The organism is Streptomyces sp. RGM 3693 (assembly GCF_050471125.1).
Taxonomy (GTDB): Bacteria; Actinomycetota; Actinomycetes; order Streptomycetales; family Streptomycetaceae; genus Streptomyces.
Genome location: NZ_JBMPPQ010000001.1, coordinates 3,473,616 through 3,499,358, shown reverse-complemented (window position 1 = coordinate 3,499,358; position 25,743 = coordinate 3,473,616). Strand labels below are relative to the sequence as shown.

Genomic DNA, 25,743 nt, shown 5'->3' with positions numbered 1-25,743 from the left:
CCACTCCTGTCGCCGCCCCCATCCCGGGCCCATCCCGGGTCCGTCCGTCGAGTTAGCCGAGGGCTCGGTCCAGGTTGAATGCCGCGCTGATCAGGGCAAGGTGGGTGAACGCCTGGGGGAAGTTGCCGATCTGTTCGCCGGTGTAGCCGATCTCTTCGGCGTAGAGGCCGACGTGGTTGGCGTAGGTGAGCATCTTCTCGAAGGCGAGCCGGGCTTCGTCCACCCGGCCGGCACGGGAGAGCGCCTCCACGTACCAGAACGAGCAGATCGAGAAGGTGCCTTCCTCGCCGCGGAGCCCGTCGGGGCTATTCCTGGGGTCGTACCGGTAGACGAGGGAGTCGGAGACCAGTTCGTTGCCGAGCACGTCCAGGGTGGAGAGCCACTTCGGATCGGTCGGCGAGATGAATTTGGCCAGCGGCATCATCAGGACCGCGGCGTCCAGGACGTCGGCGCCTTCGTACTGGACGAACGCCTGGAGCTCGGTGGACCAGCCACGCTGCATGATGCGCCGGTAGATCGCGTCGCGCGCCTGGGACCAGCGGGGCATGTCCGCGGGGAGACCGCGGCGGCGGGCGATCCGCATGGCCCGTTCGATGGCCACCCAGCACATCAGCTGTGAATAGAGGAAGTTCTGGATCTTGCCGCGCGTCTCCCAGATGCCCTCGTCCGGCTGGTCCCAGTTGTCGCACACCCAGTTCACCAGGCCGCAGACGGTGTCCCAGTGGTCACTGGAGAGCGGCTGCCCCCATTTGTCGTAGAGGTAGAGGGAGTCGATGAGTGCACCGTAGATGTCGAGTTGGAGCTGACTGACGGCGGCGTTGCCGATGCGGACCGGGGCGGACCCCAAGTGGCCTTCCAGGTGCGGGAGTTCGACTTCGGGGAGTTCGCTGCGACCGTCGATGCCGTACATGATCTGGAGCGGGCCTTGGGCGCAGTCCTTCAGGCAGATCTTCGTGGACAGGAAGTGCACGAAGGATTCCGCCTCATCGGTGAAGCCGAGGCGGAGCAAGGCGTAGATGCAGAAGGCGGCGTCCCGGACCCAGGCATAGCGGTAGTCCCAGTTGCGCTCGCCGCCGATCTGCTCGGGCAGGCTGGTGGTGGGGGCGGCGACGATGGCGCCGGTCGGTGCGTAGGTGAGCAGTTTGAGGGTGAGCGCGGAGCGGTGCACCATCTCCCGCCAGCGTCCGCGGTAGCGGGAGCGGGCGAGCCAGTTGCGCCAGTAGCGCACGGTGGCGCCGAAGAGTTGCTCGGCCTCCTGGACGGCGCAGAAGCGGGGCTCGACGCCGTCGCCAATGCGGTCGAGGGCGAAGACGGCGGCTTCGCCCTCGGCGAGCGTGAAGGAGGAGCGGGCGTCCGGTCCGTCCGGTGCGACGGGCACGCTGGAGGTGAGGGCGAGGGAGAGTTCCGGGGAGTCGAAGACGGTCACGCCGTCCTGGTGGGTGCGGACGGTGTGCGGTTGCCGGCCGTAGTCGAAGCGGGGTGCCACGCGTACGGAGAACGGGAGGGAGCCGCGGACACAGAGCACCCGGCGGATCAGCCGGTGCCGGCTCGCCTCGCGGGAGTCACCGACGATCGGCATGAAGTCCTGGACCTCGCCGACGCCGTTGTCCGCGAAGAAGCGGGTGATGAGGATATTGGTGTCGGGGAAGTAAAACTGCTTGGTGCGGGCCGGTACGTCCGGGGCGAGTTCGAAGGCCCCGCCGCGGTCGGCGTCCAAGATCGCGGCGAAGACGCTGGGGGCGTCGAAGCGGGTGCAGCAGTACCAGTCGATGGTGCCGTTGGTGCCGACGAGGGCGGCGGTGCGCATGTCGCCGATCAGGCCGTGTTCGGCGATGGGGACGTAACGGGGGGCGTCGGCTCTGCTGGGGCGGAGGCTTGGGGTCGGTGTCGCCATGGGCCCCGTGGGCGTCGTCATCGGTCCTCCCCTGCGCTGGGGGACGAGCAGGAGCAGTGGATTCAGGCTACCTCCGGGCGACCCCGTGCCGCCCGTCCGCCTGGTGGGCGGAGCCGGTCCGGGTGTCGGTCCCGGGGCCGGTCCGGGGGCCGGTCCGGGGGCCGGTCCGGGGGCCGGTCCGGGGGCCGGTCCGGGGGCCGGTCCGGGTGTCGCTGGTGGCAAGCCGTGGCCAGAGCCGTAAGAGAGCCGCAAATTCCGTTCGCGGCCGGGCCTGTGCCGGTGGGCGAGGCCCTAGATTCGATTCCGGCCGGGAGACGGTCATGGACGGCGGATGCGCAGGTCAAAGGCCGTCTGATGCCTCATGCGCAGGTCCCGGTCCGGCGTCTCCGCGGCCTCTTTCCCGTGCCCGTTCGTCCAGAAAGCATTCGCATGCCTGCTGCCCCGTCCCGTGTTCCCACCACCCCGCCGACGGCTCCGGCGCACGGCGCGGGCGGGGTCCCATTCCGGGACGTGTCCGGGGGCGGGGGCCACCGGGGGCGGCGACGACGGGCGCCGGCCGGGCTGTTCGATCCACGGGTGCTGCTGACGGCCTTGCCGGAGGCGTTGCGCAAACTCCATCCGCGGGTGCTGGCCTCGAATCCGGTGCTCTTCGTCGTGGCCTGTGGTTCGCTGCTGACCACGTTGTCCGCGGTGCTGCATCCGTCGGTGTTCAGCTGGGTGATCAGTGGCTGGCTGTGGCTGACGGTGCTCTTCGCGCAGCTCGCGGAGGCGGTCGCGGAAGGCCGGGGCCGGGCGCAGGCGGCGTCCCTGCGGCGGGCCCGGACGGATCTCATGGCCCGGCGGCTGCGGGACAACTGGCGGGTGGGCGTCCACCTCGGCAGTGCCGTCACCGAGACGGTTCCGGCGTCCGATCTTCGGCCGTTCGACTTCGTGCTGGTCGCGGCCGGTGAGACGGTCCCGGCGGACGGTGAGGTGGTCGAGGGGGTGGCGAGCGTCGATGAGTCGGCGGTGACCGGGGAGTCGGCGCCGGTACTCCGTGAGGCGGGCGGCGACCGGTCCGGTGTGACGGGCGGGACGACGGTGCTCTCGGACCGGATCGTGGTGCGGATCACCTCGCGGGCCGGGCATTCGTTCCTGGACCGGATGATCGCGCTGGTGGAGGGGGCGGCGCGGCAGCGGACGCCGAACGAGATCGCGCTGCACATCCTGCTGGCCGCGCTGACCATCATCTTCATCCTGGTGGTCATCACGCTACAGCCGATGGCGACGTACGCGGGGGCCGCCCAGCAGACGGCGGTGCTGGTGGCGTTGCTGGTGACGCTGATCCCGACGACGATCGGGGCGTTGTTGTCGGCGATCGGGATCGCCGGGATGGACCGCCTGGTGCAGCGCAATGTGGTGGCCATGTCCGGGCGTGCGGTGGAGGCCGCGGGGGACATCAACACGCTGCTGCTCGACAAGACGGGGACCATTACGCTCGGTCACCGGGAGGCGGTGGCCTTCGTGCCGTTGCCGGGACTGGACGAACTGGCGCTGGCCGACGCCGCTGCGCTGTCGTCGTTGGCGGACGGGACGCCCGAGGGGCGTTCCGTGGTGGCGCTGGCGCGGGAGAAGTACGGGCTGCAGGCACCGGACGAGAAGGAGCTGTCGTTCGTCCGGTACGTGGCGTTCAGTGCGCGGACGCGGCTGAGTGGGGTGGATCTGCGCTGGTCGGAGGGTTCCGGAGCGGCGGGTGTGGTCGGCTCCGGGGCGGCGGGTGCGGCCACGGGCGGGGCGGTCGGTGTGGCGGGCGGTGCGGGGCGTCCGTCGGAGTATCCGGGTGAGGTGGTGCTCCGCAAGGGAGCGGCCGCGCAGATCATCGAGTGGGTGGCGCAGCGGGGCGGTGAAGTGCCGGCGGAGGCACGGTATTTCAGCGATGCGATCAGTGCGTCCGGCGGGACGCCGTTGCTGGTGGCGGTGGATGACCGGCAGGGGCCGCGGGTGTTGGGGGTGGTGCATCTCAAGGACGTGGTGAAGGAAGGGATCCGGGAGCGGTTCGCCGAGTTGCGCCGGATGGGCATCCGGACGGTGATGGTCACGGGTGACAATCCGCTGACGGCCGCGGCGATCGCGCGGGAGGCCGGGGTGGACGACTATCTGGCGGAGGCCACGCCGGAGGACAAGCTCGCGTTGATAGTCCGGGAGCAGGCGGGCGGCCGACTGGTGGCGATGACCGGTGACGGGACCAATGACGCGCCGGCGTTGGCGCAGGCGGACGTCGGGGTGGCGATGAACACCGGTACGTCCGCTGCCAAAGAGGCCGGCAACATGGTCGATCTCGATTCCAATCCGACCAAGTTGATCGAGATCGTGGAGGTGGGCAAGCAACTGCTCATCACCCGGGGTGCGTTGACCACCTTTTCGATCACCAATGACGTGGCCAAGTACTTCGCGATCATTCCGGCGATGTTCACGGGGGTCTATCCGGGGCTGTCGGCGCTGAATGTGATGGAGCTGCACAGTCCGACGTCGGCGATCACATCGGCGATCATTTTCAATGCATTGGTGATCGTGGCGCTGATTCCGTTGGCGCTGCGCGGGGTGCGGTATCGGCCGGCTTCGGCGCATGACTTGTTGCGCCGGAATCTGGCGTTCTTCGGGCTGGGTGGGCTGGTGGCGCCGTTCGTCGGCATCAAGCTGATCGATCTGGTGATCTCGGGGATTCCGGGGCTGGGGTGACGGGGGCGGCTCCGGTGTTCAGCCGACGTGGACGCGGGGGCGTCGACTGCGATCCGGTTCGGCCTCCCGTAGCACTTCCCGGGTGACGGGGGCGACCTCGCCCTGGCCGAAGAGGAAGAAGCGGAGGAACTGCGCGAAGGGGTTGCCCTCGGTCCACTCGAAGTAGATGTGCGGACGTCGCCCGGTGGTGTCGCGGACGTAGAGCAGCAGGGCGGCCAGGGCGTTGGAGACGGTGGAGCTCTCCAGGCACAGCACGCGGTAACGGCCGTGCATGACGTAGCCGTGGACGTGGAGTTCGCTTTCGAATTCGGAGGGGTCAAGGATGGTGACTTCGACGAACACCAGGTCGTCTTCCGGGGGGATGTCGTTGTCGGCGCGGATCTGCTGGGCCTTGTCGCGGTATTCGGCGAGGTCGCGTTGGTCGGGCTCGTTGGCGATGAAGCGGATGCGGCGCTGGGCGATGTCGCGGACGAAGCGGGCGGCGGTGTCGTCGAGGATGACGTCGCTGACGCGCAGTTCGAAGGCGCGGGCGAGCCGCGAGGTGAAGGAGAGCAGGATGATGCCGGCGATGAAGCAGGCGCCGATCTTCACTCCGTCGGGGCGTTCGATGACGTTGGCGACGGTGGTGTAGAGGAACACCACCGCGATGACCGCGAATCCGATGGCCCAGCCGCGTTGCTCGGCGCGCCGGGCGGCGATGGTCACGGCGATGGCCGCGGAGCTGATGAGGACGAGGACGCCGGTGGCGTAGGCGCTGCCCTGGGCGTCGACGTTGGCGTCGAAGATCCAGGTGACCAGGAAGGCGACGGCGGTGAAGACCAGCACCATGGGGCGGACGGCGCGGGCCCAGTGGGGTGCCATGCCGTAGCGCGGGAGGTACTGGGGCATCAGGTTGAGCAGGCCGGCCATGGCAGAGGCCCCGGCGAACCAGAGGATGGCGATGGTGGAGACGTCGTAGATGGTGCCGAAGGCGGAGCCGAGGTATTCGTGTGCGAGGTAGGCGAGGGCGCGGCCGTTGGCGGGTCCGCCGGGTTTGAAGGCGGCCGCCGGGATGAGGAGGGTGGTGACGAAGCTGGTGATGATGAGGAAGACGCTCATGATGACGGCGGCGGTGGTGAGCAGCTTCTTGGCGCCTCGGATCCGTCCGGTGGGGCGTTCTTCGGTGTCGTCGGGGTCGCCTTCGATGTGGGGCATGACCGCGACGCCGGTTTCGAATCCGGAGAGGCCGAGGGCGAGTTTGGGGAAGACGAGCAGGGCCACCGCGACCATGGCCGGAATGCTGCCGTGTTGGGTGGTCAGGGCCCGGGTCCAGTCGGTGACGACGTGTCCGGCGGTGGCCACGTGCCAGACACCGACGACGGCGACGACCGCGTTGAGCACGAGGTAGCCGCCCACGAGGACGACGGCCACCCCGATCGCTTCGAGGAATCCCTTGAGGAAGACCGCGCCGAGCAGGGCGACCAGGATCAGCGTGACGATCATCTGCCGGCCCTGGAGCGCGCTGTGGACGTGGGGGTTCTCGACGAGGTGGGTGGCGGCGTCGGCGGCCGACAGGGTGATGGTGATGAGGAAGTCGGTGGCGGCGAAGCCAAGGAGGGTGAGGACGAACAGCTTGCCCTTCCAGAAGGACAGCAACCGTTCCAACATGGCGATCGAGCCCTGGCCGTGCGGGCTCTCCGTGGCGACGCGGCGGTACACGGGGAGTGCGCCGGCGAGGGTGACCGCGACGAGGACGAGGGTGGCGACGGGCGAGAGGAGCCCGGCGGCCAGGGCGGCGATGCCGGGCTGGTAGCCGAGGGTGGAGAAGTAGTCGACGCCGGTCAGGCACATCACGCGCCACCAGCGTTGACCGTGGTGGCCGGTTTCCGGCTCGGCACGCTCGTGTTTGCCCATGTCGGCCACCCCTTGCAGCATCCAGGTGCGCAGGCGGTGTCGCGCCGTGGGCCTGGAGCGAGCACCGGCGGGGGCGGAGGCGGCCATCGTGAGCTCCTGTCGTACACCGAAAGGATCCGGCCATCGTGAGGCAGCGGGCTCAGCGTACGCACTTCCGGGGCGCTCGCCGTGGTGTTCGATGCCTCGGCAGGATCGTGTCTCGGGTGTGCCGGCGGGTGGAGTGGTGCCCGGCACCGGACCGAGGGGGCGGTCCGCGGCAGCGGTGCGTGTTCAAACGCCGGCGGGTCGAATACCACCAATTCGATGGAATGGTTTCGCTCTTCGCCCCGGTGCGCCGCGGCGTCCTTGAGGATCGCTGGACGAGGAGGGGTCCTGGCCGATTCGGATACGGAGGCGGAATGGCACGGTCATGGCTGCGGGGTGGGGCGGCGGCGGCCGCGGTGTTCGGTGCGGTGCTGGCCGCGGTGCCACCGGCGACCGCGATGGCGGGCCGGGCGGCGCTGGACACCCGCATCGTGGGCGGGAAGAACGCGGACGTGCGGGACGTGCCGTGGCAGGTGTCGCTGCGCAGCCGCGGGGGGCACATCTGCGGTGGATCGATCATCCGTGCCGATGCGGTGGTGACCGCGGCCCACTGCACCGTGGGGGCACCGCCGGCTTCGCTGAGCGTCCGGGCGGGCAGTAACGCCCGCGGGTCGGGTGGACAGCTCGTACCGGTGGCGCGGGTGCTGCGGCACCCGAAGTACAACGCCGACACGATCGACTACGACGTGGCGGTGCTGGTCCTGGCGTCCCCGCTGAAGTTCGGGGACGGCGTGCAGGCGGTCCCGTTGATGGCGGAGGGGAACGAACCCACGGCGGGCACGCCGGCGACGGTCACCGGCTGGGGGGCGACGCACGACGGCGGTGCACTGCCGGAGCGGCTGCGGCGGGTCGACGTGCCCAAACTCAGTGACGCCTACTGCAAAGGGGCGTACGGACCGTCCTCCATCACCCCGCGGATGACGTGCTACGGCTACCAGGAGGGCCGTAAGGACGCGTGCCAGGGCGACAGCGGGGGGCCGTTGGTGGTGGACGGGTATCTGGCGGGCATCTCGTCGTGGGGGACGGGGTGTGCCGCGCCGCGGCATCCCGGGGTGTACACCAAGGTCAGCGATCCGGCGATCCATCAGTACATCGCGCAGTCGTAGGGCGGGCTTGGCACCTATGCTGACGCGGTGTTCGCACCCGAGGGTCCTACGTTCCGTGAGCTCGCCGTTCAGGCACTGTCGTCCATCGAGCGGGGCTATGGCCTGCTCGCCCCGAAGTTCGACCGGACACCGTTCCGGACGCCGGACGTGGTGCTGGATCCGGTGGTGCGGGAGTTGCGGGAGCTCGGCCCGTTCCGCAGTGGTCTGGATCTGTGTTGCGGTACGGGCGCGGGGATGGACGTGTTGCGGCGGGTGTGCCGGGAGCGGGTGACCGGTGTCGACGTCAGTGCGGGGATGCTCGCGGTGGGACGGGACCGCGCACCGGTGCCTGGGCGCGACGGGGCCGGGCCGCTGCTGGAGTGGGTACGGGCCGATGCGCGGGCGCTGCCGTTCGGGCCGGTCTTCGATGTCGTGGTGAGTTTCGGGGCGTTCGGGCATTTTCTGCCGCGGGAGCGCCCGGAATTGTTCACACAGGTGCGGTCGGTGTTGCGGCCCGGCGGGCGGTTCGTGTTCCCGGTGATGGCGCCCGCCCGGCCGGGGTCGCCGCTGTACTGGGCGCTGTGGGGTTTCGATGCGGCGATGCGGGTGCGCAATGCGCTGTGGCGGCCGCGGTTCGTGATGTATTACCGGGGTTTCCGGCTCGCGGAGGTGCGTGCCGAGTTGGCGCGGGCCGGGTTCGCGGTGGAGTTGCGGGCGGTGCCGGAGTTGGGGCGGCGGGCGGACGGCAGTCCCCGGTGCCGGCTGGTGGTGGCGACCCGGGTGGGCCCGCCGGCCGGCTGAGCGGCCACCGACGGCGGGCCGGCCGGGCTGGACGGCCCGCCGTCGGTGACCGGAGGGGTGCCGCTCGCGCCTGGTGGGCGGCAGCGGGTGTCCGGTGGTCAGCCGATACCGACCTTGGACAGTGCGGTGGTCCAGTCGGTGGCGATGGCGTTGCGCGCGTCGTCGAGGGTGACGTCGCCGTTGCAGACGGCGGTCTTCAGCCTGTTCTCGACGGAGTCCTTGCTGGCGGCGGGCTGGTTGCCGTAGCGGGGCTCGGGCCAGAGGTTCTTGGGGTCGCGGGGCGCGCCGCCGAGTTCGAGGGGGACGAGGTGGTCCTCTTCGTAGTCGGCGGTGTTGGTGTCGGTGTAGCCGTATTGGCCGATCTGCTTGATCTTCAGCGGGGTGGTGTAGGAGACCGGCGGGCGGACCGTCTTGGTCCAGCCGGGGACGCAGATGGTCGAGTCGATGGTGGACTGGGTGACGTCCGGGTTGAAGGCGCCCGGGGTGCAGACCTGGTCGGGGAGCGGCAGCCGGGACTGGGAGCAGGTGGCTGCGTGGGCGCTGCCGGTGGTGAGGAGGAGTCCGGCGGAGGCGAGGGCGAGTGCGGTGGTCGCGGAGGCGAATCGGCGTATCGATCGCATGGGGGCTCCGAGGTCGGCCCGGCCTCGTGCCGGGCAGGTGTCGTCATGGCACCACCGTGCGGTCTATGCGGGTAGATCTCAGAGATGAACAAGACGTGTACATGTCCAATTATGGCCGTCGCGTGGGAAACAATTGGCCAACTTCTAGGCCAGGTAGGGTTGTTCACATGAGGCAGGACGACGTCGCATCGTTGCCGGAGTTCGCCACCCGTGAGCCACGCCACCTGGTCACGTTTGTGTCGTTGAGTCCTTCGTGAGCTCATTTCCGGACCCCTCGATCACCGGCGCGGCCACCTGTGACCTGTGCCATGACCGTCGTCCCGCCATGGGAACGCCCGCCCTGGCCGTGCGGCCCCCGATCGCCCCGCAGCGGCAGGTGCGGCTGTGCGCACCGTGCGGGGAGGACCGCCCCGGTCGCCGGCGCCGCGAACTGATCGAGGAGGACTTCAGCTGGCAGGCGATGTCCCGCCATGCCCACGACCTGGCGGACGCGTACACGGCCGGCCGATGGCTGCCCTACGAGGACGAGCACCGCTGGGCGTGGGGCCTGGCCAGGACGCACTGGACGCGGCCCGCGCTGGAAGCCGCACTGGGCGACCCGAATCCCTACCTCCGGGCCGGCCGCCTGGTCCGGGTGGTGAAGCCGCTGCCCCGCATCCTCACCATCGTCGACCCCGGCGACCGCGCACTGCGGCCGGTCCAGGCCCTGCTGGACACCCTCGCGACACGATCCGCGCGACGCTGACTCAACTCCGCCCGCTGGTACCGACCGGTCCGCGGGCTCGGCTCCGGCCACCGCCCGAAGAACGGCGCCGGCGACGCCAGTACGAGACGGTGACAGCTCCCAGCAGCGGCCCCCACAGGAACAGCGGCTGGTAGAGGATGCCGACCACGATGTTCCCGGTGGGCGTCATGTCCCGGTGCGGATACGACCACCACCAGGGCACGCCCGCCCAGAGCACGGTCAGCGCCAGCGCGCCGAGTCCGGCCGTAACGGCGGCGGCCGCCGGGTGGACGGTCCGCCCGCCGATCAGCGGCACCCAGCCCGGCACGACCTCGCCCCACGGCCGCACCAGGCCGATCGTCAACAGCGCCGCGAGCTCGCTGAACACACTGAGCGCCAGCATCACGACCTTGGCGCCGGCGGTGTCGAACGGTACGAAGCCCTCGGTGCTGTAGCCGGCCGGGCATCCCACCACCAGGGCGAGCCGCCACAGTCCGCTGGGCAGCACCACCAAGGTCGTCAGATGCGCCGCCCAGACAGCCCAACGTGGCGCTGGAGCAAGGGAGTTGGAGGGATACGCGGCGGTGTTCGGCGTGTCTGTGTGCATACGTCGATCGTGCCGGGCGGACGGGCGGACGCCATCGGCCCGCGGGCCGGACCCGTATGGTCCGCGGGGGTGATCCCGGGCCGCCACGCTTCCGCCATGCGGCGGAGCGGCCGTCCACCCCGGTGCGCCGGACGGCGGCCGTCCGCCCGGCTTGCGACGATGGCCGGACCGCACCGCAGCCACCGGCCGTCCCCCACCGTACGGAGCCGCCATGTCCGCCAGCACCGATCTGCTCGTCGACGCCTTCGGCCGGATCCACGAGGTCGTCGAGGAGGTGGTCGACGGCCTCGACTCCGAGGAGCTCGGCGCCCGTCCGGACGGGCGCGCCAACTCCATCGCCTGGCTGGTCTGGCACCTCACCCGGGTCCAGGACGACCACATCGCCGGGGTGGCCGGCACCGAGCAGATCTGGACCGCGGACAAGTGGCACGAGGCGTTCGGGCTGCCGTTCCCCGCCGAGGACATCGGCTACGGGCATTCCCGCAAGGACGTCGCGAAGGTGCGGGGCCTGGGCGCGGAGCTGCTGACGGACTATCACGCGGCGGTGCACGAGGGCACGGTGCGGTACCTCTCCACGCTCGCTGTGAAGGACCTCGGCCGGGTCGTCGACCGGAGCTGGTCGCCGCCGGTCACCCTGGGCGTCCGGCTGATCAGCGTGGTCGCGGACGATCTCCAGCACGCCGGGCAGGCCGCCTATGTGCGCGGCCTGTTGGGCAGGTGACCCGCCACGGGGCACCGCTCACTGCCGGCGTGGCAGGCGGTGCAGCGCCACCTCGGTGAGCCGGCCACCGGCGATCTCCGCGGTCATGTACGTGCAGGCAGGCTGCCGGCGCCGGTCCGTCGGCGATCCCGGGTTCAGCAGGCGCAGTCCCGTCTCCGTCGTGGTGTCCCAGGGGATGTGACTGTGCCCGAAGACCAGCACGTCGAGGTCGGGGAAGCGGTCCGCGCAGCGACGTTCCCGGCCCTGGGCGGGGCCGGTCTCGTGCACCACGCCGAGCCGTAGTCCGTCGAGGTCCTCGTGGGCCACCTCCGGCAGGCGGGCGCGCAGTGCCGGGCCGTCGTTGTTGCCGTACACCCCGATCAGCCGGTGGGCCCGGGCCTGGAGCAGGTCCAGGGTGGCGGCGTCGGTCCAGTCGCCGGCGTGCACCACGACGTCGGCATGCGGGAGGGCGTCGAGCAGTTGCGGCGGCAGGGCCTTGGCGCGCTGCGGGACATGGGTGTCGGAGGTGAGCAGAAGGCGCAGCGGCACGGGTCAGCGCTCCTGGGCGGTGGGCCGGACCATGATCTCGTGGATGGCCACACGGGCCGGCTGGGTGACCACGAAGGCGATGGCGCGGGCGATGTCCTCGGCGTGCAGCCAGGCGTCCCGGGGCATGCCGTGGGCCGACGCGGCCTGGCTGCCGAGGGTCATCTCCGTGGTGGTCATGCCTGGTTCGACCAGTCCGACCCGGACCCCCCGACCGGTCACCTCCTGGCGCAGGGCCTCGCTGAAGGAGCAGACCGCGTGCTTGGTGGCGGAGTAGACGCTGTTGTCCTTGCGTGGCACCCGGCCGGCCACCGAGCTGACGGTCACCAGGTCGGCGACGCCGCGCGGTCCGGAGTCGGCGGCGCGCAACAGGTGCGGGAGCGCTGCGTGCGACATCTTCAGGACGGCCTTGAAGTTGAGGTCGACCATCCGGTCCCAGTCCTCGGGGTCGCTGTCCTCGACCGCGCCGCGGGCGCCGTATCCGGCGTTGTTCACCAGGACGTCCAGGCGGCCGAAGCGCTCCACGGTCCGCTGGACCGCCTCCTGGGCCTGATCCGCGTCGCTGAGGTCGGCGGAGAGCGCGACGGCCGGGCCGCCGCCCTGCTCGGCGATCGTCTCCGTCACCGCGTGCAGGCGGTCGGTGCGGCGAGCGACCAGGGCGAGCGCGCAGCCCTCCCGGGCCAGTGCCAGTGCGGTGGCGGCCCCGATACCGCTGGAGGCGCCGGTCACCAGCGCGACGCTGCCGGCCAGTGGTGTGCGGTCGGTGGCGGCGGGCGCCGGGCTGGTGGCGTGGTCCGCGGTCGCCGGGGTGTCGGTGCTGTCCGTGGCCATGGTGGTGTCGTGCCCCTCGTCGTCGGCGGTGCCCCCCGTTGCGGTCCCGTCACAATTACCCCGCCGGGTCACGGATGCACCATCATTCACCGGCGCCACTCGCCGCTACACGCTTGCGCGTCCGGCGACCCGAAGACCTCCCGTCGCGCGGTGCGGGCGCTCGAACAGCGGGTATCACCGAGGGGAATCCGCTTCTCACGCTCCCAGGAGCCGCTCATGAAGCACACCCATCCCCTGCCCGGCGACATCGGGCTCACCCAGATCTCCGGTGTCACCGGCCGGTTGATCCGCTTCGGCGAGTGGATCAACGGAGACGGCTTCGCCGACTACGAACACGCCTTCCTGGTACTGCCCGGCGACCGGCTGCTGGAGGCCGAGCCGGGCGGTGCCCGCATCCGGCCGCTCAGCCAGTACGACGGCTCCGAGGTGCTCTACGTGTGCCCGAAGCGGCTCACCGAGCAACAGCGCGAAGGGATATGTGCGGCAGCCGATCGCCACGTGGGCGTCCCGTACAGCTTCCTCGACTATCTGGCGATCGCAACGCACCGCGTCCATCTGCCCGTTCCGGGACTGCGCCGCTATGTGGCCAGCACCCGGCACATGATCTGCTCCCAACTCGTCGACCAGTGCTATCAGGACGCGGGCGTCCACCTCTTCTCGGACGGCCGTTGGCCCGGCTATGTGACGCCGATGGCCCTGTACACCCTGCTGGCCCACTGAATCGGGCGGCGGAGGCGGCCCGGCGGGGCACCGGCCGGCGGTCCGGGTGACTCCCACGGGCCGTTCGCCGGGGCGGCGTTGTCAGAAGCCTCGGCCAGCGTTCGTGGAGGGACGCTGACGCGCTGCCGTGACGATGCCCCAAAGGGCGCGGGCGTGCCGGCCGGAACGGCGGCACGCCCGCGGGGGGGGTGCTCAGGTGCCGGGCTTGCGCCCGTAGACGTACACGTCGTCGCCGTTGTGCAGCAACGACCAATACTTCTTCGCGTCGTTGGGGCGCATGTTGACGCAGCCGTGCGAGCCGGGGGCGGACCAGACGCTGCCACTGATGGCGTGGAACGCCTCACCGCCGTCGAAGAACTGGCTGTAGGGCATGGGCGTGTGGTAGATGGTCGACACGTGGTGCAGGTGCCGCCAGTAGACACGCTTGAGTCCGGTGCGAGTCTCGTCGCCGTTCCGGCCGGTGCGCACCGGTACCGGCCCGTACACCAGCCGTCCGCCGTCCTGGATCCAGCTGAGCTGACGCGTCAGGTCGACGCAGGCGATCCGTCCCTTGCTGGTGGGGCATTTGTGGGCGCTGTTCGGGTGGTCGCCGGCGGCCCGTTGCTTGGCGACCAGCTGCATCACGTTCCAGGTGACCGGGCCGGCGTAGCCGTAGTCGGGGGTGATGCCGTGACTGTTCTGGAAGGCGCGGATCGCCCGGCAGTCGGACGCCGACTGCTGGCCGTCGACCTTGAGCCCGAGGAACCGTTCGGCCTGCTTCTGGTAGGGGCCGCGGAGTCCGTAGCAGCCCGAACCGGCGGCCTGGGCGGGGGAACTCAGGGCGACCGTCAGCGGGAGGGTGAGGGTCGTGAGGGCGAGCGCCGCGCCTGTTCGGCGGCCGAGGGCGCCGGCCGCGAGTCTGCGGAGTCGGAAGGGTATGCGTCGCTTCATGTCCGGTAGGACTCCTGGCCGCGCGGGGTGGTTGCGGACGGAGGCGGGCGGCAGCACCTTATGCGCCAAAAAACGGGCGGATCGACGTCCGGTAACTGCGCTCAGGGGCGGTTCCGTCCGCCGCGGTATGAGGAGTTGATGGCTAAAGGTGACGCTTTCTCCCTTGGGTTCCCCACCAGCCCGGCAGATCGATTGACGAGGCCGAGGCGCGCCACCTAGGGTCCTCGCATCCATCGACATGCGGATTTTGCATTCCACTGCCATGTGATCACCCATGTGGCGCGCGCCGCCGACAGTCTCTGCCGGCTGCTCACCTGGGCCCGCACCGGCGTGGAGACCCCCTGGTACGCCAGCATGGACGCCCGGCCGCGGAGATCGAGGCCGGCGCCCGGCGCCCGGTCCACGAGCTGGTGGCCGATGTCGTGGCGAGCGCCGAGCGCTTCAACCACGCCGTGCGGGCCCTGCCGGACGCGGCCTGGAGCCAGGAGGTGCGCATGCGCACCGGTGAACTACGGACACCGGGCGCCCTGGCCCCCACCCGCCTGCGCGAACTCGAGGTCCACCACGTCGACTTGACCGCCGGCTACACCTTCGCCGATGTGCCGGCCGCGCGGGGGAAGCCCCAGCGCGTGGCGATGGTGTGGATGGGGGTGGTGCGCAGCGCTGGATCAGTGAGGTCGCGACGGGCGGCCTCCAGGCGCCGCCGGCGGATCCAGGCAGCGACGGTGGCCTGCTCGCACTGGAAGAGGCGGTGCAGATGACTGATGGAGATGTGGTGCGCTGCGGCGACGGCGGACGGGGTGAGCTGCGGTTCGTGGAGGTGTTCCAGGAAGAACCGCTGCAGGCGCAGGGTGAGGGTTCGGCGGTGCGTCTCCGTCGACAAGGCGCGTTCGGCATCGATGCTCTGGGCGAGGAGCGCGGTGCACAGATCGATGAGGACCGTTCCCAACCGCGCCCCATCGGTGGGCTGGTAGGAAGTGGTGTCGGAGATCAGTTGGGTGAGGAACTGCGCCAGCAGCGCACCGATCCCTTCATGGGCCGGCATCCACCCCGGGAGCCTGCGACCGGTCGTACCACCCGTCAGCGGCACCAACGCCTTGGGGATTTCGAGGGCCAACACCCACTGCGATGCCCGGAAGTCGTGGGCGTGATCACTCTTCATCCGCACGGGAGCGTGGGTGCTCCCCACACGCTCCGCCCAGTAGGCCAACCGGTCCGCCGGCGGCACGTCTTCACTCCGAAACACCGTCTCGTCCAGCATGACTTCTCCCCCCCCATTTGTGCGCCCCGGAAGATCGAACCAGGCAGCGATAAGTATCGGATAATTGATTCCAGATTACGGAAGTTGGGTGCGGGGTAAAGCCGCAGCCCGAGAACCGCAGATGCGTACGGATGTCTCCGTTCACCGAGCCGCCCACTCCCGCCCGCCGGGCAGCAGCAAGGGCATAGGTACACCCGCGGGCCCTGGTCGAGGTGACGTCGCTCGGGTGCGTCTCCGCCGACGCGCGGGGATTGCTACGGTGGATCGCGCGGACGGCGCGGACGAAACCCTCCGCGCCCGCAGGTCAGGTGGAGGATCCGATGAGCAGCTCCGGTCGGTCGTGGACCGTCGACGGCATCTCCCACGCCCTGCCACATTCCGAGTTGCGGGCGACGTTCATGCAGGAGGTCGCCTTCACCGACGTCCGCGACGTACCGGCCGTCCTGAACCGTTGGATGAAGTTCATCGAGTCCTTCGAAGCCGACCGCGAACGGGTCGAGCACCTGCGCACGACGTTCCGCGGGGCCGGGCACCTGCCCTCCACCTACCGTGCGGGCCTGATCGACGTGACTGCCGAGGAGTTGCGTTCCGCAGCCGGCGAGGACGGCTCCCGTGGGCGGGGCGCCGCGTGACCTACCGGCTCCACCTCGACCCCGCCCTCCACGCGACCTACAAGGCCCTCCCCGACGAGGCCCGTCAGGACCTGTCGGTGCTCCTGCTGGACGCGCTGATCGACCCTCCCTCCCACTCCGAGCCCTACGGAACCGACGACGGGGTCATGCGGACCATCGCGCGCAGCCACGTCGCGGGCGTCATCCTCATCGGCGACACCGAAATCACCCTCGTCCACCTCACCTACGCGGGTTGACGCGAGGCCCCCACGCGCCCCGGACGGGGCCCAGCCGCCCGGAGAAGCGGAGAAGGCTCGGCTCCGTCTCTCGCGTTGTGGGGTGAGGCGTACGGCCACAAGGTCACCGACATGTCTTTGCGTCTTCGTATGCGTCAGGCACCGCCGGAAGCGATGCGCGCCCGCGACAAGGGCCGCGGTCAGTGCGCCGCGCGCAACGCTTGCCGCGCTGGACAACGCCGAGGCGGCGCCCGTGGACGAAGCCCAACTCCGCGGTGTGACCCCTGAGCAGTCGTCGGTCGGTGTCGGCGCCACCGAAGTGGTGCGGCGTGAGCTGAGCGATTACAGGGTGGTTGATGTGGTGCGCGCCGAGGCCACCGAACGGCTGGAGGCTGCCGCGCAGTTGACCGCGCCCGCGCATGTCGGCGGTACGAACCCCAGGTTCTTCTTCGCGGCGGCGAGGTTGAACCCGTGCGGGCAGGTGAGTTCGGCCGCCAGGAAGCGGCTCAGTTGGCACGTGCCGGAGCCTGAGCCTGCACGCGTCGGCGAGAGGCCCTATCCCCAGGGTGGGCAGCCCCCGCCGATCCAACGGGCCAGGCCACGTCCGTCGATCAGCCGGAGGGGTTCGGGGAGCGAAGCGTTGGCGAGCTCGGCATCCCGGGTGAAGCGGGACGTCGTGACGATGACGGCGTGATCGCAGCGGTGGTAGGCCCGGTATGTGCCGTTCGCGGTGTAGATAGCGGGGGCACCGACCCGGTTGCCCTCGGCGTACCGCTTGCACTGCACGGCGATGCGACGACCGTCTCGAAGGACGACGAGGACGTCCAGCCCGCGATCGTTGGCGCCGCCGGAAACGGTGGCGGAGCGAACCGCGGGGTCCCGGCGGGCGAGATCGGCCACCGCGTACTCGAACTGGGTGCCGGTCATGTGCTGGAAAGCGGCAAGGGTGTGGGTGACGTCCTGGCGGGGCCCAGGGGAACCGGGAAGGTGGAGGCGGCCGGTTCGGGCGAGGAAGACCAGTGTGGCGGTGGCGAGGATGCCGAGGGTGACGGTGGCGACGGGGTGCTCGCGGGCGAACGCGACGATCGAGGCGAGAACCAGGGCGGCGAGGGCGAAGCGCGTGAAAGCCTGCTCGCGTGCGCGGCGTCGGGCGGCCTGGCCGCGGGGCCGGCGGGCAGGACGCCGAGGAGTGCTGCGTCGGCGGGCAGGACGTCGGGGAGTGCTGCGTCGTCGTCGGGCTCGCGTGGTCATGCACGTTCCTCCCCTGTCGGGCTGGCTACCACGTCGCGGCCAGTCGCCACGTCACGGCTTTCCCCTCGAAGGGGCCGGGCGGGCCCGGCCCCGTGCCGTCTGACGGCCGTGCGGTCGGCGTTCAGTCCCCGGACTGCGATACGCCGTGCACGAGTTGAGTGAGGAACTGCACGATCCCTTGCCCGACCGGAGTCGGTGCGATGAGGACGCCCAGTGCCAGCACGATGACCACGGTCACCTTCTCGTCGAACCGGCTTCTGGACTGCGTACGACGACGCAACCGCAAGAACACGATCACCGCGAGCAGCACCACGATGTTGATCGTCAGCAACCGTCCGAACCTCCAGGTCGACCGCCGTCGCCCCACTCATCAGCGGGACCCCTCCGACCCCTCTTGTGTAGCCCGAACCAGGTCGCTCCGTACCGCAGTTGCAAAGGGTTGGCGCGAAACGTACCGATGGCCGGATAGGCCAGAGGTGTGCCCGACAGCGGAGAGAACAGCAACGTCCCAAACACACCCGGCACTTGCTGGACCTCCCGGCCCGGAACCGTTGGCGGGCATCCACTGCTCAATTCCCACCCGCGCAGGCTCCACGGACGGCCCGCACTGCGCGACCGCCAGGCAACCCAGCTGCGGAAGGCCGGGCTCATCCGTCATCTGGGCCGGTCCGGTGTCACGCCCGAACTTCTCGCCGAGGCCCAGGCCATCGTGCCCGTGGTCCGTGGTCCGTGTGCAGAACGTACGGCCTTGACCGGCGGCTCACGGACACCAGTGCTGGCGATCCGATCCCAGGCACGTCCGACACCGCCCATACGACGATGTCCCTGGTGCGGCGTTGGCTGTCCTGGGCGTCTCTCTTCGACTGACGGCCGATATCTCAACCGCGCTCGCGGAGGTACGCCTCCAGCTCGGCGTGGCCGATGGCGACGAACGGGTGCCCGCCGGGGCATGCACGTTCCCGTGCTTGCGGTCGGCGGCGGGCCCTGGGCTTCTGGCAGGCCCTGGCAGAGGTGTTCCCCGCCACCCGCCAGCAGCGATGCCTGGTTCACAAAGCCGCAAACGTGCTCGATTCCCACCCGGGAGCGATCACTCGGCCTACTCGCCGGCTTGACCTTGACGCTAGCGTCAAGGTTCTAGCGTCCCCACCATGTTGAAGGAGATCGAGATGCGGATCGGAGAGCTGGCCGACCTCACCGGCGTCAGCCCGCGATCCCTGCGCTACTACGAGCAACAGGGCCTGTTGGCCCCGCAGCGCGCCGACAACGGCTACCGCGCGTACGACCCGTTGGATGCCGTGCGGGTCGCGAACATCAAGGAGCTCCTGGACGCGGGGCTCACCCTGGAGGAGGTCCGCCCCGCCCTGGAGAAGCGCTGCCTGGACGCGCCGCTGCGGCAATCCCCCTTCTGTGCCGAGGAGTTGAATCTGGCCACCGACCGGCTGGCCACGCTCGATGACCGGATCGCCGCGCTCCAGGAGCTCCGGGGACGGCTGGCCAAGCACATCGACGAGACGGTGGCCACGCGCCCGGTGGTGGGCAAGGACTGATGAGGAGCACCGCAGCGCGGTCCGGAACCCCGGCGCCGCGCCGATCACCCGTGCCCTGCCGCTGGCTCTCGCCTCGTTCGCGGCCGGCCCCGACGAAACTCCAACAGTTCCCTGGGGGGCCATCGGAGTACGAAGTGACACTTCATGACACGGAATTACAGGTGGCAGCGCCGGATTTCGGCCTCCCTGAAAGCCGACGCCGATGGGCACTCGTTCTCCTTGCCGGAGCGCTGGCGCTGGACACCAGCGGAGTTGCGGTCATCAATGCCGCCTTGCCCTCCATCGGTGATGAGTACGGCATTGACAGCTCCACGCTTCAGTGGGCGATGACCGCCTATGCCATTACCTTTGCCGGGTTCCTCCTGTTCGGGGGCAGGATCGCGGACGTCCTGGGCCGCAGGAAGATCTTCGCGGTGGGCGTCGCGCTCTTCGCCGCGGCCTCGCTGGGCGCCGCGCTCGCTCCGACCGTTGGGGTGCTGATCGCGGCTCGTGCACTGCAGGGGATCGGTGCAGCGCTGTCCGGCCCTGCGTCGCTTGCTCTGCTCAGCCAGATCTTTCCTGAAGGACCGCAGCGGAACCGGGCGTTGGCGGTCTATGCGGCGACCGGCGGGTCCAGCTTCAGCGCCGGGCTGGTTGTTGGCGGCGCTCTCACCGACATCCTTGGCTGGCGCTCGGTGTTCGCCGTCAGTGTCCTCGCCGGAGTTCTGATCCTGGCGGGGGTCCGGGCGCTGCTTCCTGCGGGCCGGCGCCAACCGCGCCCCCTGGACATCCCGGGCGCGATCCTGGTCACCCTGGGTATCGGCCTGGTCGTGTACGGCGTGAGCGAGGGCAGTGAAGTCGGCTGGGGGTCCGCACAGGTCCTGATCTCACTGGTGTTGGCCGTGATCGGGCTGGTGGGCTTCGTCGTGTGGGAGGAGGGGCGTACGGAGCCGCTGCTTCCGATGAGTATCTTCCGTAGCCGCCCGGTGCGAGCCGCCTCCCTCACCGGCGCTGTCTTCTACACCGGTGCCGGTGGGCTGCTGTTCTTCTCGCCTCTGTACGCGCAAGGAATACTCGGTTACTCGCCGTTCGAGTCCGCACTGGCCGTCCTGCCCGTGGGCGTAGTCGTGATCATCAGCTCGCAGATCGCCGGACGTCTGATGTCGCCAACGGCTTACAAGCCCCTGATGGCTGCCAGCCTGCTTCTCATCGGAACCGGCGTCACTCTGTGGGTGGGCACACCTGAGGACGGCTCGTACTGGGTGCACATGCTCCCCGGCATCGTGGTCATGAGCACCGGCCAGGGTTTGGGTTTCGGCGCGATGACGGCCGCCACGCTGGAGGGCCTGCCGCTCCACCAGCACGGAGTCGCTGGTGCGGTCAATGTGACCGCGCAGCAGATCGGCAACAGCGTCGGTTTGGCGATCTTGGTTGCCGTTTCGACCGGTGTCAGCGGCGGTGCCACAAATCCAGCCGATCAGCTGTCAGGTTTCCACGCGGCATATTGGGTGGCCGGCGCCATCGGGCTCCTGGGTGGGCTGACTGTTCTGCTCACCAGGTTTCCCAAGGTGGACACCGCGCCATCAGCTTCCGAGTTGAGGCCGTGACAGTGCAGGCCGGACGTACCTGAACATGCCCGGCGGCCGTGTCCCTGCCCCCCTTTGAGGGCAGGGACACGAGGTCGACGGCACGCCACGGACCCGGAAAGCCCGCGGCACCGGGCCCTGAAAGAACGCGTCGCGCGCGCCGCTGAGCAGGCGGGACACCCGAACTGGGGGTCTTCCCACGTGCGTTGAGGTGATCCGCCGGGTTGAGAGGTACGGAAGTGGTCGGGCGTGCAACCGGTGCCTCGCGGGGGCAGGTCTCGCCACGGGCTCCCAGTGCGGTATGCGCCGCTCCGAGAGGGCGCGGCGCTCCCGCTGCTACCGGTTCACAGTGGTGAGGGCAGGTGCACCGCGGGCAGCAGCCCCTGCTCGATCTCCCGACGCGGCAGCGACAGCCCGAGATGCTCGCCCACCGCCCCGAACAGCCGCCTCGCCAACTCCTCGTCCTCGTCCTCGGGGTCCTCGCAACCGGGGAAGGTGTCCCGCACCGCCCCGGCCTGGCGCATGGCCCCATCCAGTGCGGCGAACGCCCCGAGCCGGTCCTCGGGCGGGAACGCGGTCTCCAGCAGGCTTTCGCCGGGCTCGATGGACCTCATTTCGCCGGCTGCGTCTCCGTAGTACACCCACGGGGACTCGTGCAGGAAGCGATCCAGGCAGACGAGTTCCTCGCCCTGCCCCACCAAGGTGTCCTGGCCCAGCCGGTCGAGGAGGATGAGGTGCCAGGTAGACCGCTCAATCTCCACGACATACGCCCACTCGCCGCTACGGCCGAACATCGCCACACTGTCGCCCCAGTCCACGCTCAGCCTGTCGAAGTCCTTGAACAGTGCGGGCCGTTCGGCCATGCGGCGGTCGGCACCGAGGCGGACCACGAAGTCCACCGGGTCCACGCCCCGCACCGCCGTCAGGCAAATGTCCGAGAGCATCCCCTCCTTGACGATCGCACCGCTGTACCAGTGCTCGCCGACCCACGCCAAGCCGCCCGTCATCGTGCCAACCCCTCTCCTCGGTCTTCGCGCGCACGTTACCGAGCCTTGGGACGGCTCGTGCGGGTTGAGTAACAGCGGTACAGCCAGGCACGGCGCACGCACCAAACTCGTACGCCTGGCGGTCACCGAGGAGCAGGTTGCTGCCTACGAGCTGCCGACCGCGCCGCCCAAGCCCAGTGACCGCCACTCATTCACCCCGGCCGCGAGCACGCATCTGGAGGCCAAGCTGTCGACCGTGGCCACCGGGGCAACGCCGGCAGGGTCGGGTGCGTGTACGGCGCCGGGCGACAGGAACCGTGGAGGGCCGCGCAACCGTCCGACCCGCCGCAGCGGCGGCAGCCTCGACGGTGCGGGGGCTCCTCCAGGCGGACCTTGTCGTCCAGACCGCCGTCTCCGAGCGCATAGTTCCGGCGGCGCTGACCCGTTTCAGCAGAACGCGGCGACATTGCGGGCGGCCCAGTCGGCGAAGGGGCGCGGGGCGCGGCCCAGGACCTGTTGGACGGCCGGGCTGACGCGCAACTCAGCCGGGCTCGGGGAACCGAGGATGTCCAGCGTGTCGTCGGCGAGCTCCGCCGGCATGTTCTGGGTCATGGCGGTCTTGGCCTCGTCGCGGGTGAGTTCGTGAAACCTCACGGGCGAGCCCAGCGCGGCGGCGATGGCCTCCGCCTGCTGGCGCGGAGTGATCACCTCAGGGCCGGTCAGCTCGTAGGCGCCGCCGGTGTGCCGGTCGTCCAGCAGGCAGGCCGCCGCGACCGCGGCGATGTCCACCGGGTCGATGATCGGCACCCCGACGTCGCCGAAGGGCGCGGCGACGACCTGCTGCGCGCGGACGGACTCGGCCCACCACAGGGCGTTGGAGGCGAAGCCGCCCGGCCGGAGGATGGCCCACTCCAGGCCGGACTCCCGCAGAGTGTCCTCCAGCGCGCGCATCGCGATCCGCGTTGTGCCGAAGGGCCTGGTCACCACGCCGAGCGTGGAGAGCAGGACGACGCGGCGGACCCCGCTGGCCGCGGCTTCGCCGATGATGTCGGCGGGGTTGGCTCCAGCGGCGTGCAGGTCGCCGGAGAGCAGCAGGAACAGCGACTTCGCACCAGCCAGCGCGGGCTTGAGGCCGGCCGGCTCGGCCAGGTCGGCCACCACGTGGCGGACGCCGCCCGGCACCGCCGCCGCGTGCCGTGACACCGCCGTCACCTGCTCGCCCGCCTCGGCCAGCGCCCGCGTCAACGGCCGCCCGATGTTCCCGGTGGCCCCAGTCACTACGATCATGATCAGCTCCTTGTCGGATGTCTCTGTGGCCTTCACGCTAGGAGCAAGGGCTAACTCTTTGTAAGGGCATACCTTTAGGTAAGCTCATGACATGGTGGAAGGCGTGCAGCACAGGCGAGTTGAGGCAGGGCAGCGGTATGACGTGCTTCACACCGACTGTCCCGCGCGCGATGTTGTCAACCACGTGACCAGCAGGTGGGGCGCCTGGGTACTGATCTCCTTGCGAAGCAAGGACCTCCGGTTCTATGAGCTGCGCGAGAGCATCCAGGGCATCAGCGAGAAGATGCTCGCCCAGACCCTGCGCGCGCTGGTCCAGGACGGCCTGGTCTGGCGGGAGGTCGAGCCGACGACACCGCCCCAGGTCACCTACGGGCTGACCGAGTTCGGCCGGGACATCGGCGAGCCACTGACGGAGCTGTTCGACCGGATCACACAGCGACTGTCGCCGAGCAGCGCGGGATAGCGGGATAGCGGGGTGGCGGGGTGGCGGCTGGTGCACATCCGCGACGCGATGGAGACCTGCTGAGCCAGATCTTCGTCCTGATCCAACAGCGCCCTCTGGCCGCCCTGAACGCACCGCATGACCTCCAGGTGCAAGCTCACCGCGGCCGTGACCCAGAGGTGCTCCCCGCTCACATGTTGATCATGTGGCCCGCGAGGCCGTGGATCGCTTCCTGGATCGCCTCGCTGAGGGTGGGGTGGCCATGGACGTTGCGGGCCACCTCGTGGACGGTGAGGTCCCATTTCTGGGCGAGGGTCAATTCCGGGAGGAGTTCGGTCACTTCGGGGCCGATGAGGTGGGCGCCGATGATCTCCCCGTGTCGGGCATCGCTGATGATCTTGGCGAAGCCCGCGATGTCGCCGATGCCGTGGGCCTTGGCGTTGGCGGTGAACGGGAACTTGGCCACCCGGACGTCGTAGCCCTGGTCGCGGGCCTGTTCCTCGGTCCAGCCGAAGCTGGCGATCTGCGGCTGGCAGAAGGTCACCCGCGGGATCATCACGTAGTCCAGCTCCATGGTCTCCGTGCCGGCGATGGTCTCCGCCGCCACGATGCCCATCGCCTCGGCGGCGTGCGCCAGCATCAGTTTGGCGGTGACGTCGCCGATGGCGAAGATGTGCGGCACGCTCGTCCGGCACCGGCCGTCGATGTCGACGGCGCCGCGCTCGGTCAGTCGGACGCCGGTGTTCTCCAGTCCGAAGCCGGTGGTCCGCGGCTGGAAGCCGATGGCTTGGAGGACCTGGTCGGTCTCCAGGGTCTGGCGTTGGCCGCCGGTGGTGACCGTGACGCGGACCCGCTCCCCGGAGTCGTCGATCCCCTCGACGCGGGTGGAGGGAAGCACGTGGATGCCCAACTTGCGGTAACGGCGGGCGAGTTCGGCGGACACCTCCGCGTCCTCCAGCGGGACGACGCGGTCCAGGAACTCCACGAGGGTGACCTCGACGCCGTAGTTGTGGAGGACGTAGGCGAACTCGACGCCGATGGCGCCCGCCCCGGCGATGACGATGCTGCGCGGCAGTTCGTCGGAGAGGATCTGCTCCTCGTAGGTCACCACCCGGCGGCTGAGGGAGGTGCCGGGCAGTAGGCGGGTGACCGAGCCGGTGGCGATGATCGCGTGGCCGAACGAGAGGGTCTCGGTCCGGCCGTCGCCCAGGGTGACGTGGAGAGTGTGCGGGTCGATGAAGGCACCGATGCCCTCGAACTGCTCGATCTTGTTCTTCTTCATCAGGAAGTGCACGCCCTTGGCGCGGCCGTCGGCCACCTTGCGGCTGCGCAGGAACGCCTCCCGGTAGTCGAAGGTGACCTTGCCCTCGACGTGCATGCCGAAGGTCTTCGCCTCCCAGCCCACGAGGTGGGCGATCTCGGCGTTGCGGAGCAGGGCCTTCGACGGGACGCAACCGATGTTGAGGCAGACGCCGCCCCAGTACTTGGCCTCGACGATCGCCGTGCGCAGGCCGAGCTGGGCGGCCCGGATGGCCGCGACGTACCCTCCGGGGCCCGCGCCCAGGACCACCACGTCAAAGTGCGTGCTCATGCCGAGCGCCCGCTTCGTTCGCCCCCGGAGGCGCCGGGCGTGCACCGTCCCATGCTTCGCTCGCTCATGCTCGGCAGCCTAAGCGGGGGTGGTCGAGGTCGCAGCGCGTCGCGGTCCAGGTGGGGGGCGGCCCGGTGCGCCGCCGGACGGGTTCGAGCGGCCGCGGACCTCGCCTGCGGGGTCGGGCCGGAACGGACCGGTGTCGGTCCGGCCCCGACCCCTCGGTCGGTGCGGTCAGTTGGCGAATGGACCGGCCTCCGCAGCCGTACCGTCCGCCCGCGGTCGGGAGGTCACCGTGCCGTGCTGGGCATGTGGCGCTTCACGTGCACTCGACGGTGCCGGTCATCGACGGTCGTCCCCCGGCGCCGCGCGGAAGGCGGCGGCGTGGTCGCGAAGGAAGTCCTCCAGGGAGCGAGCCGGCCGGCCCAGCAGGCGCGGGACGGTGTCGGCGACGGTCGCGGCCTCGCCGGCCGCGTACATGCCGTGCAACTCGACCAGACCGTCGACCTGCCAGGGTGCTCGACGCCTGCCGGGGTGCGGGCTTCGAGCCCGTCCTCGACGGCACCGCTTCCGGCACCACTGCCTGGGCCGGGATAGCCGCCGGCCGCGGCATCAACCTCGTGGTGGCGTCGCTGGCCCGTCAGCTCCCCCGCAACATCACCCTGGTGTCGCTCACGCCGCCGGGCCCTTCGCTCACCATCGAGGCCGTCTGGCGTACCGATCACCGGCATCCGGCCACCACACACCTGCTGGACGTCTGCGCCGACCTCTACGGGGCGGAGGACCGTCTCGCCACCGGGTAGCACCCGCGGG

The 25,743-nt window shown here is 70.1% G+C and carries 26 protein-coding genes and 3 pseudogenes; 15 read left to right on the top strand and 14 right to left on the bottom strand.

The window, feature by feature from the left end:
- Positions 1–52 precede the first annotated feature (52 nt).
- Complete coding sequence (locus ACO0M4_RS15315; protein WP_430370705.1) at positions 53–1,915, bottom strand: glycoside hydrolase family 15 protein; 1,863 nt, start codon at positions 1,913–1,915, stop codon at positions 53–55.
- A gap of 408 nt (positions 1,916–2,323) precedes the next feature.
- Here ACO0M4_RS15315 and kdpB point away from each other — a divergent pair, with 408 nt between their 5' ends.
- Entirely contained in the window at positions 2,324–4,612 is a 2,289-nt protein-coding gene (kdpB, locus tag ACO0M4_RS15310; RefSeq protein WP_430371394.1) for a potassium-transporting ATPase subunit KdpB, read from the top strand.
- 18 nt (positions 4,613–4,630) lie between these two features.
- Here the strand turns inward: kdpB and ACO0M4_RS15305 are convergent, their stop codons facing one another.
- A complete protein-coding gene (locus ACO0M4_RS15305) occupies positions 4,631–6,592 on the bottom strand; it encodes an amino acid transporter (protein WP_430370704.1) in 1,962 nt (653 codons plus the stop codon).
- A 311-nt stretch (positions 6,593–6,903) separates the two neighbouring features.
- On the opposite strand from ACO0M4_RS15305, the gene ACO0M4_RS15300 reads away from it, so the two are divergent.
- A complete protein-coding gene (locus ACO0M4_RS15300; protein WP_430370703.1) occupies positions 6,904–7,695 on the top strand; it encodes a serine protease in 792 nt (263 codons plus the stop codon).
- Between the two features lie 27 nt (positions 7,696–7,722).
- Positions 7,723–8,475, top strand: coding sequence for a class I SAM-dependent methyltransferase (locus tag ACO0M4_RS15295; protein WP_430370701.1), 753 nt, complete (start codon positions 7,723–7,725; stop codon positions 8,473–8,475).
- Positions 8,476–8,573: 98 nt separating this feature from the next.
- On the opposite strand, the gene ACO0M4_RS15290 is transcribed toward ACO0M4_RS15295, so the two are convergent.
- Positions 8,574–9,095, bottom strand: a complete 522-nt coding sequence (locus ACO0M4_RS15290) for a hypothetical protein (RefSeq protein ID WP_430370700.1) — start codon at positions 9,093–9,095, stop codon at positions 8,574–8,576.
- 253 nt (positions 9,096–9,348) lie between these two features.
- Between ACO0M4_RS15290 and ACO0M4_RS15285 the strand changes: the two genes are divergently transcribed.
- Positions 9,349–9,840, top strand: coding sequence for a hypothetical protein (locus tag ACO0M4_RS15285; protein WP_430370699.1), 492 nt, complete (start codon positions 9,349–9,351; stop codon positions 9,838–9,840).
- Position 9,841: 1 nt separating this feature from the next.
- Here ACO0M4_RS15285 and ACO0M4_RS15280 read toward each other — a convergent pair whose 3' ends face one another.
- Positions 9,842–10,426 carry a hypothetical protein gene (locus tag ACO0M4_RS15280; protein WP_430370698.1) on the bottom strand — a complete coding sequence of 195 codons (585 nt, stop codon included), beginning with the start codon at positions 10,424–10,426 and terminating at the stop codon, positions 9,842–9,844.
- A 211-nt stretch (positions 10,427–10,637) separates the two neighbouring features.
- On the opposite strand from ACO0M4_RS15280, the gene ACO0M4_RS15275 reads away from it, so the two are divergent.
- Complete coding sequence (locus tag ACO0M4_RS15275; RefSeq protein ID WP_430370697.1) at positions 10,638–11,147, top strand: mycothiol transferase; 510 nt, start codon at positions 10,638–10,640, stop codon at positions 11,145–11,147.
- A gap of 18 nt (positions 11,148–11,165) precedes the next feature.
- Here the strand turns inward: ACO0M4_RS15275 and ACO0M4_RS15270 are convergent, their stop codons facing one another.
- Positions 11,166–11,669: a metallophosphoesterase family protein gene (locus ACO0M4_RS15270; protein WP_430371392.1), complete on the bottom strand. Its 504-nt coding sequence runs from the start codon at positions 11,667–11,669 to the stop codon at positions 11,166–11,168.
- A 9-nt stretch (positions 11,670–11,678) separates the two neighbouring features.
- Entirely contained in the window at positions 11,679–12,503 is an 825-nt protein-coding gene (locus tag ACO0M4_RS15265; RefSeq protein WP_430370696.1) for an SDR family oxidoreductase, read from the bottom strand.
- Between the two features lie 216 nt (positions 12,504–12,719).
- On the opposite strand from ACO0M4_RS15265, the gene ACO0M4_RS15260 reads away from it, so the two are divergent.
- Complete coding sequence (locus tag ACO0M4_RS15260; protein WP_430370695.1) at positions 12,720–13,223, top strand: hypothetical protein; 504 nt, start codon at positions 12,720–12,722, stop codon at positions 13,221–13,223.
- A gap of 192 nt (positions 13,224–13,415) precedes the next feature.
- On the opposite strand, the gene ACO0M4_RS15255 is transcribed toward ACO0M4_RS15260, so the two are convergent.
- Complete coding sequence (locus ACO0M4_RS15255; RefSeq protein WP_430370694.1) at positions 13,416–14,153, bottom strand: L,D-transpeptidase family protein; 738 nt, start codon at positions 14,151–14,153, stop codon at positions 13,416–13,418.
- A gap of 191 nt (positions 14,154–14,344) precedes the next feature.
- On the opposite strand from ACO0M4_RS15255, the pseudogene ACO0M4_RS15250 reads away from it, so the two are divergent.
- A pseudogene (locus ACO0M4_RS15250) lies at positions 14,345–14,716 on the top strand (maleylpyruvate isomerase N-terminal domain-containing protein); the annotation flags it as partial.
- Between the two features lie 20 nt (positions 14,717–14,736).
- Here ACO0M4_RS15250 and ACO0M4_RS15245 read toward each other — a convergent pair.
- Positions 14,737–15,315 (bottom strand): helix-turn-helix domain-containing protein, encoded by a 579-nt coding sequence (locus ACO0M4_RS15245; RefSeq protein WP_430370692.1) that lies wholly within the window; start codon positions 15,313–15,315, stop codon positions 14,737–14,739.
- A gap of 419 nt (positions 15,316–15,734) precedes the next feature.
- Between ACO0M4_RS15245 and ACO0M4_RS15240 the strand changes: the two genes are divergently transcribed.
- The 3 genes and pseudogenes from ACO0M4_RS15240 to ACO0M4_RS15230 all read left to right on the top strand — a co-directional run.
- Entirely contained in the window at positions 15,735–16,046 is a 312-nt protein-coding gene (locus ACO0M4_RS15240; protein WP_430370691.1) for a hypothetical protein, read from the top strand.
- Positions 16,043–16,282, top strand: a complete 240-nt coding sequence (locus tag ACO0M4_RS15235) for a hypothetical protein (protein ID WP_430370690.1) — start codon at positions 16,043–16,045, stop codon at positions 16,280–16,282. Before ACO0M4_RS15240 ends, ACO0M4_RS15235 begins: the two co-directional genes overlap by 4 nt.
- A 153-nt stretch (positions 16,283–16,435) precedes the next feature.
- A pseudogene (locus ACO0M4_RS15230) lies at positions 16,436–16,682 on the top strand (hypothetical protein); the annotation flags it as partial.
- 134 nt (positions 16,683–16,816) lie between these two features.
- Here ACO0M4_RS15230 and ACO0M4_RS15225 read toward each other — a convergent pair.
- Both ACO0M4_RS15225 and ACO0M4_RS15220 read right to left on the bottom strand, forming a co-directional pair.
- Positions 16,817–17,512 carry a restriction endonuclease gene (locus tag ACO0M4_RS15225; RefSeq protein ID WP_430370689.1) on the bottom strand — a complete coding sequence of 232 codons (696 nt, stop codon included), beginning with the start codon at positions 17,510–17,512 and terminating at the stop codon, positions 16,817–16,819.
- Positions 17,513–17,633: 121 nt separating this feature from the next.
- Positions 17,634–17,843 (bottom strand): hypothetical protein, encoded by a 210-nt coding sequence (locus tag ACO0M4_RS15220; RefSeq protein WP_390027799.1) that lies wholly within the window; start codon positions 17,841–17,843, stop codon positions 17,634–17,636.
- A 609-nt stretch (positions 17,844–18,452) separates the two neighbouring features.
- Between ACO0M4_RS15220 and ACO0M4_RS15215 the strand changes: the two are divergent.
- From ACO0M4_RS15215 to ACO0M4_RS15205, 3 genes and pseudogenes are all read left to right on the top strand, one after another.
- Positions 18,453–18,601: pseudogene (locus ACO0M4_RS15215) on the top strand (transposase); the annotation flags it as partial.
- 59 nt (positions 18,602–18,660) lie between these two features.
- On the top strand, positions 18,661–19,059 hold the full coding sequence (locus ACO0M4_RS15210; protein WP_430370688.1) for a MerR family transcriptional regulator: 399 nt from the start codon (positions 18,661–18,663) through the stop codon (positions 19,057–19,059).
- A gap of 134 nt (positions 19,060–19,193) precedes the next feature.
- Positions 19,194–20,645, top strand: a complete 1,452-nt coding sequence (locus tag ACO0M4_RS15205) for an MFS transporter (RefSeq protein WP_430370686.1) — start codon at positions 19,194–19,196, stop codon at positions 20,643–20,645.
- A gap of 323 nt (positions 20,646–20,968) precedes the next feature.
- Here ACO0M4_RS15205 and ACO0M4_RS15200 read toward each other — a convergent pair whose 3' ends face one another.
- Positions 20,969–21,631: a hypothetical protein gene (locus ACO0M4_RS15200; RefSeq protein WP_430370684.1), complete on the bottom strand. Its 663-nt coding sequence runs from the start codon at positions 21,629–21,631 to the stop codon at positions 20,969–20,971.
- A gap of 426 nt (positions 21,632–22,057) precedes the next feature.
- Positions 22,058–22,897: an SDR family oxidoreductase gene (locus ACO0M4_RS15195; RefSeq protein WP_430370683.1), complete on the bottom strand. Its 840-nt coding sequence runs from the start codon at positions 22,895–22,897 to the stop codon at positions 22,058–22,060.
- Between the two features lie 91 nt (positions 22,898–22,988).
- Here ACO0M4_RS15195 and ACO0M4_RS15190 point away from each other — a divergent pair, with 91 nt between their 5' ends.
- Entirely contained in the window at positions 22,989–23,360 is a 372-nt protein-coding gene (locus ACO0M4_RS15190) for a winged helix-turn-helix transcriptional regulator (protein ID WP_430370681.1), read from the top strand.
- 169 nt (positions 23,361–23,529) lie between these two features.
- Here the strand turns inward: ACO0M4_RS15190 and lpdA are convergent, their stop codons facing one another.
- Together lpdA and ACO0M4_RS15180 are read right to left on the bottom strand one after the other, a co-directional pair.
- Complete coding sequence (gene lpdA, locus ACO0M4_RS15185) at positions 23,530–24,930, bottom strand: dihydrolipoyl dehydrogenase (protein ID WP_430370680.1); 1,401 nt, start codon at positions 24,928–24,930, stop codon at positions 23,530–23,532.
- Between the two features lie 342 nt (positions 24,931–25,272).
- Positions 25,273–25,410 (bottom strand): hypothetical protein, encoded by a 138-nt coding sequence (locus ACO0M4_RS15180; RefSeq protein WP_430370678.1) that lies wholly within the window; start codon positions 25,408–25,410, stop codon positions 25,273–25,275.
- Positions 25,411–25,445: 35 nt separating this feature from the next.
- Between ACO0M4_RS15180 and ACO0M4_RS15175 the strand changes: the two genes are divergently transcribed.
- Entirely contained in the window at positions 25,446–25,733 is a 288-nt protein-coding gene (locus ACO0M4_RS15175; protein ID WP_430370677.1) for a LysR substrate-binding domain-containing protein, read from the top strand.
- The last annotated feature ends 10 nt before the right edge of the window (positions 25,734–25,743 follow it).

Excerpts from the sequence above, each read along its gene's own strand:
- ACO0M4_RS15305 (WP_430370704.1), bottom strand. The coding sequence starts at position 6,592 with ATGGCCGCCTCCGCCCCCGCCGGTGCTCGCTCCAGGCCCACGGCGCGA.
- ACO0M4_RS15280 (WP_430370698.1), bottom strand. The coding sequence starts at position 10,426 with ATGCACACAGACACGCCGAACACCGCCGCGTATCCCTCCAACTCCCTT.
- ACO0M4_RS15200 (WP_430370684.1), bottom strand. The coding sequence starts at position 21,631 with ATGACGGGCGGCTTGGCGTGGGTCGGCGAGCACTGGTACAGCGGTGCG.
- ACO0M4_RS15265 (WP_430370696.1), bottom strand. The coding sequence starts at position 12,503 with ATGGCCACGGACAGCACCGACACCCCGGCGACCGCGGACCACGCCACC.
- ACO0M4_RS15245 (WP_430370692.1), bottom strand. The coding sequence starts at position 15,315 with ATGAAGAGTGATCACGCCCACGACTTCCGGGCATCGCAGTGGGTGTTG.
- ACO0M4_RS15190 (WP_430370681.1), top strand. The coding sequence starts at position 22,989 with ATGGTGGAAGGCGTGCAGCACAGGCGAGTTGAGGCAGGGCAGCGGTAT.
- lpdA (WP_430370680.1), bottom strand. The coding sequence starts at position 24,930 with ATGAGCACGCACTTTGACGTGGTGGTCCTGGGCGCGGGCCCCGGAGGG.
- ACO0M4_RS15225 (WP_430370689.1), bottom strand. The coding sequence starts at position 17,512 with ATGACCACGCGAGCCCGACGACGACGCAGCACTCCCCGACGTCCTGCC.
- ACO0M4_RS15195 (WP_430370683.1), bottom strand. The coding sequence starts at position 22,897 with ATGATCGTAGTGACTGGGGCCACCGGGAACATCGGGCGGCCGTTGACG.
- ACO0M4_RS15290 (WP_430370700.1), bottom strand. The coding sequence starts at position 9,095 with ATGCGATCGATACGCCGATTCGCCTCCGCGACCACCGCACTCGCCCTC.
- ACO0M4_RS15240 (WP_430370691.1), top strand. The coding sequence starts at position 15,735 with ATGAGCAGCTCCGGTCGGTCGTGGACCGTCGACGGCATCTCCCACGCC.
- ACO0M4_RS15275 (WP_430370697.1), top strand. The coding sequence starts at position 10,638 with ATGTCCGCCAGCACCGATCTGCTCGTCGACGCCTTCGGCCGGATCCAC.
- ACO0M4_RS15180 (WP_430370678.1), bottom strand. The coding sequence starts at position 25,410 with ATGTACGCGGCCGGCGAGGCCGCGACCGTCGCCGACACCGTCCCGCGC.
- ACO0M4_RS15255 (WP_430370694.1), bottom strand. The coding sequence starts at position 14,153 with ATGAAGCGACGCATACCCTTCCGACTCCGCAGACTCGCGGCCGGCGCC.
- ACO0M4_RS15260 (WP_430370695.1), top strand. The coding sequence starts at position 12,720 with ATGAAGCACACCCATCCCCTGCCCGGCGACATCGGGCTCACCCAGATC.
- ACO0M4_RS15210 (WP_430370688.1), top strand. The coding sequence starts at position 18,661 with ATGTTGAAGGAGATCGAGATGCGGATCGGAGAGCTGGCCGACCTCACC.
- ACO0M4_RS15315 (WP_430370705.1), bottom strand. The coding sequence starts at position 1,915 with ATGACGACGCCCACGGGGCCCATGGCGACACCGACCCCAAGCCTCCGC.
- ACO0M4_RS15300 (WP_430370703.1), top strand. The coding sequence starts at position 6,904 with ATGGCACGGTCATGGCTGCGGGGTGGGGCGGCGGCGGCCGCGGTGTTC.
- kdpB (WP_430371394.1), top strand. The coding sequence starts at position 2,324 with ATGCCTGCTGCCCCGTCCCGTGTTCCCACCACCCCGCCGACGGCTCCG.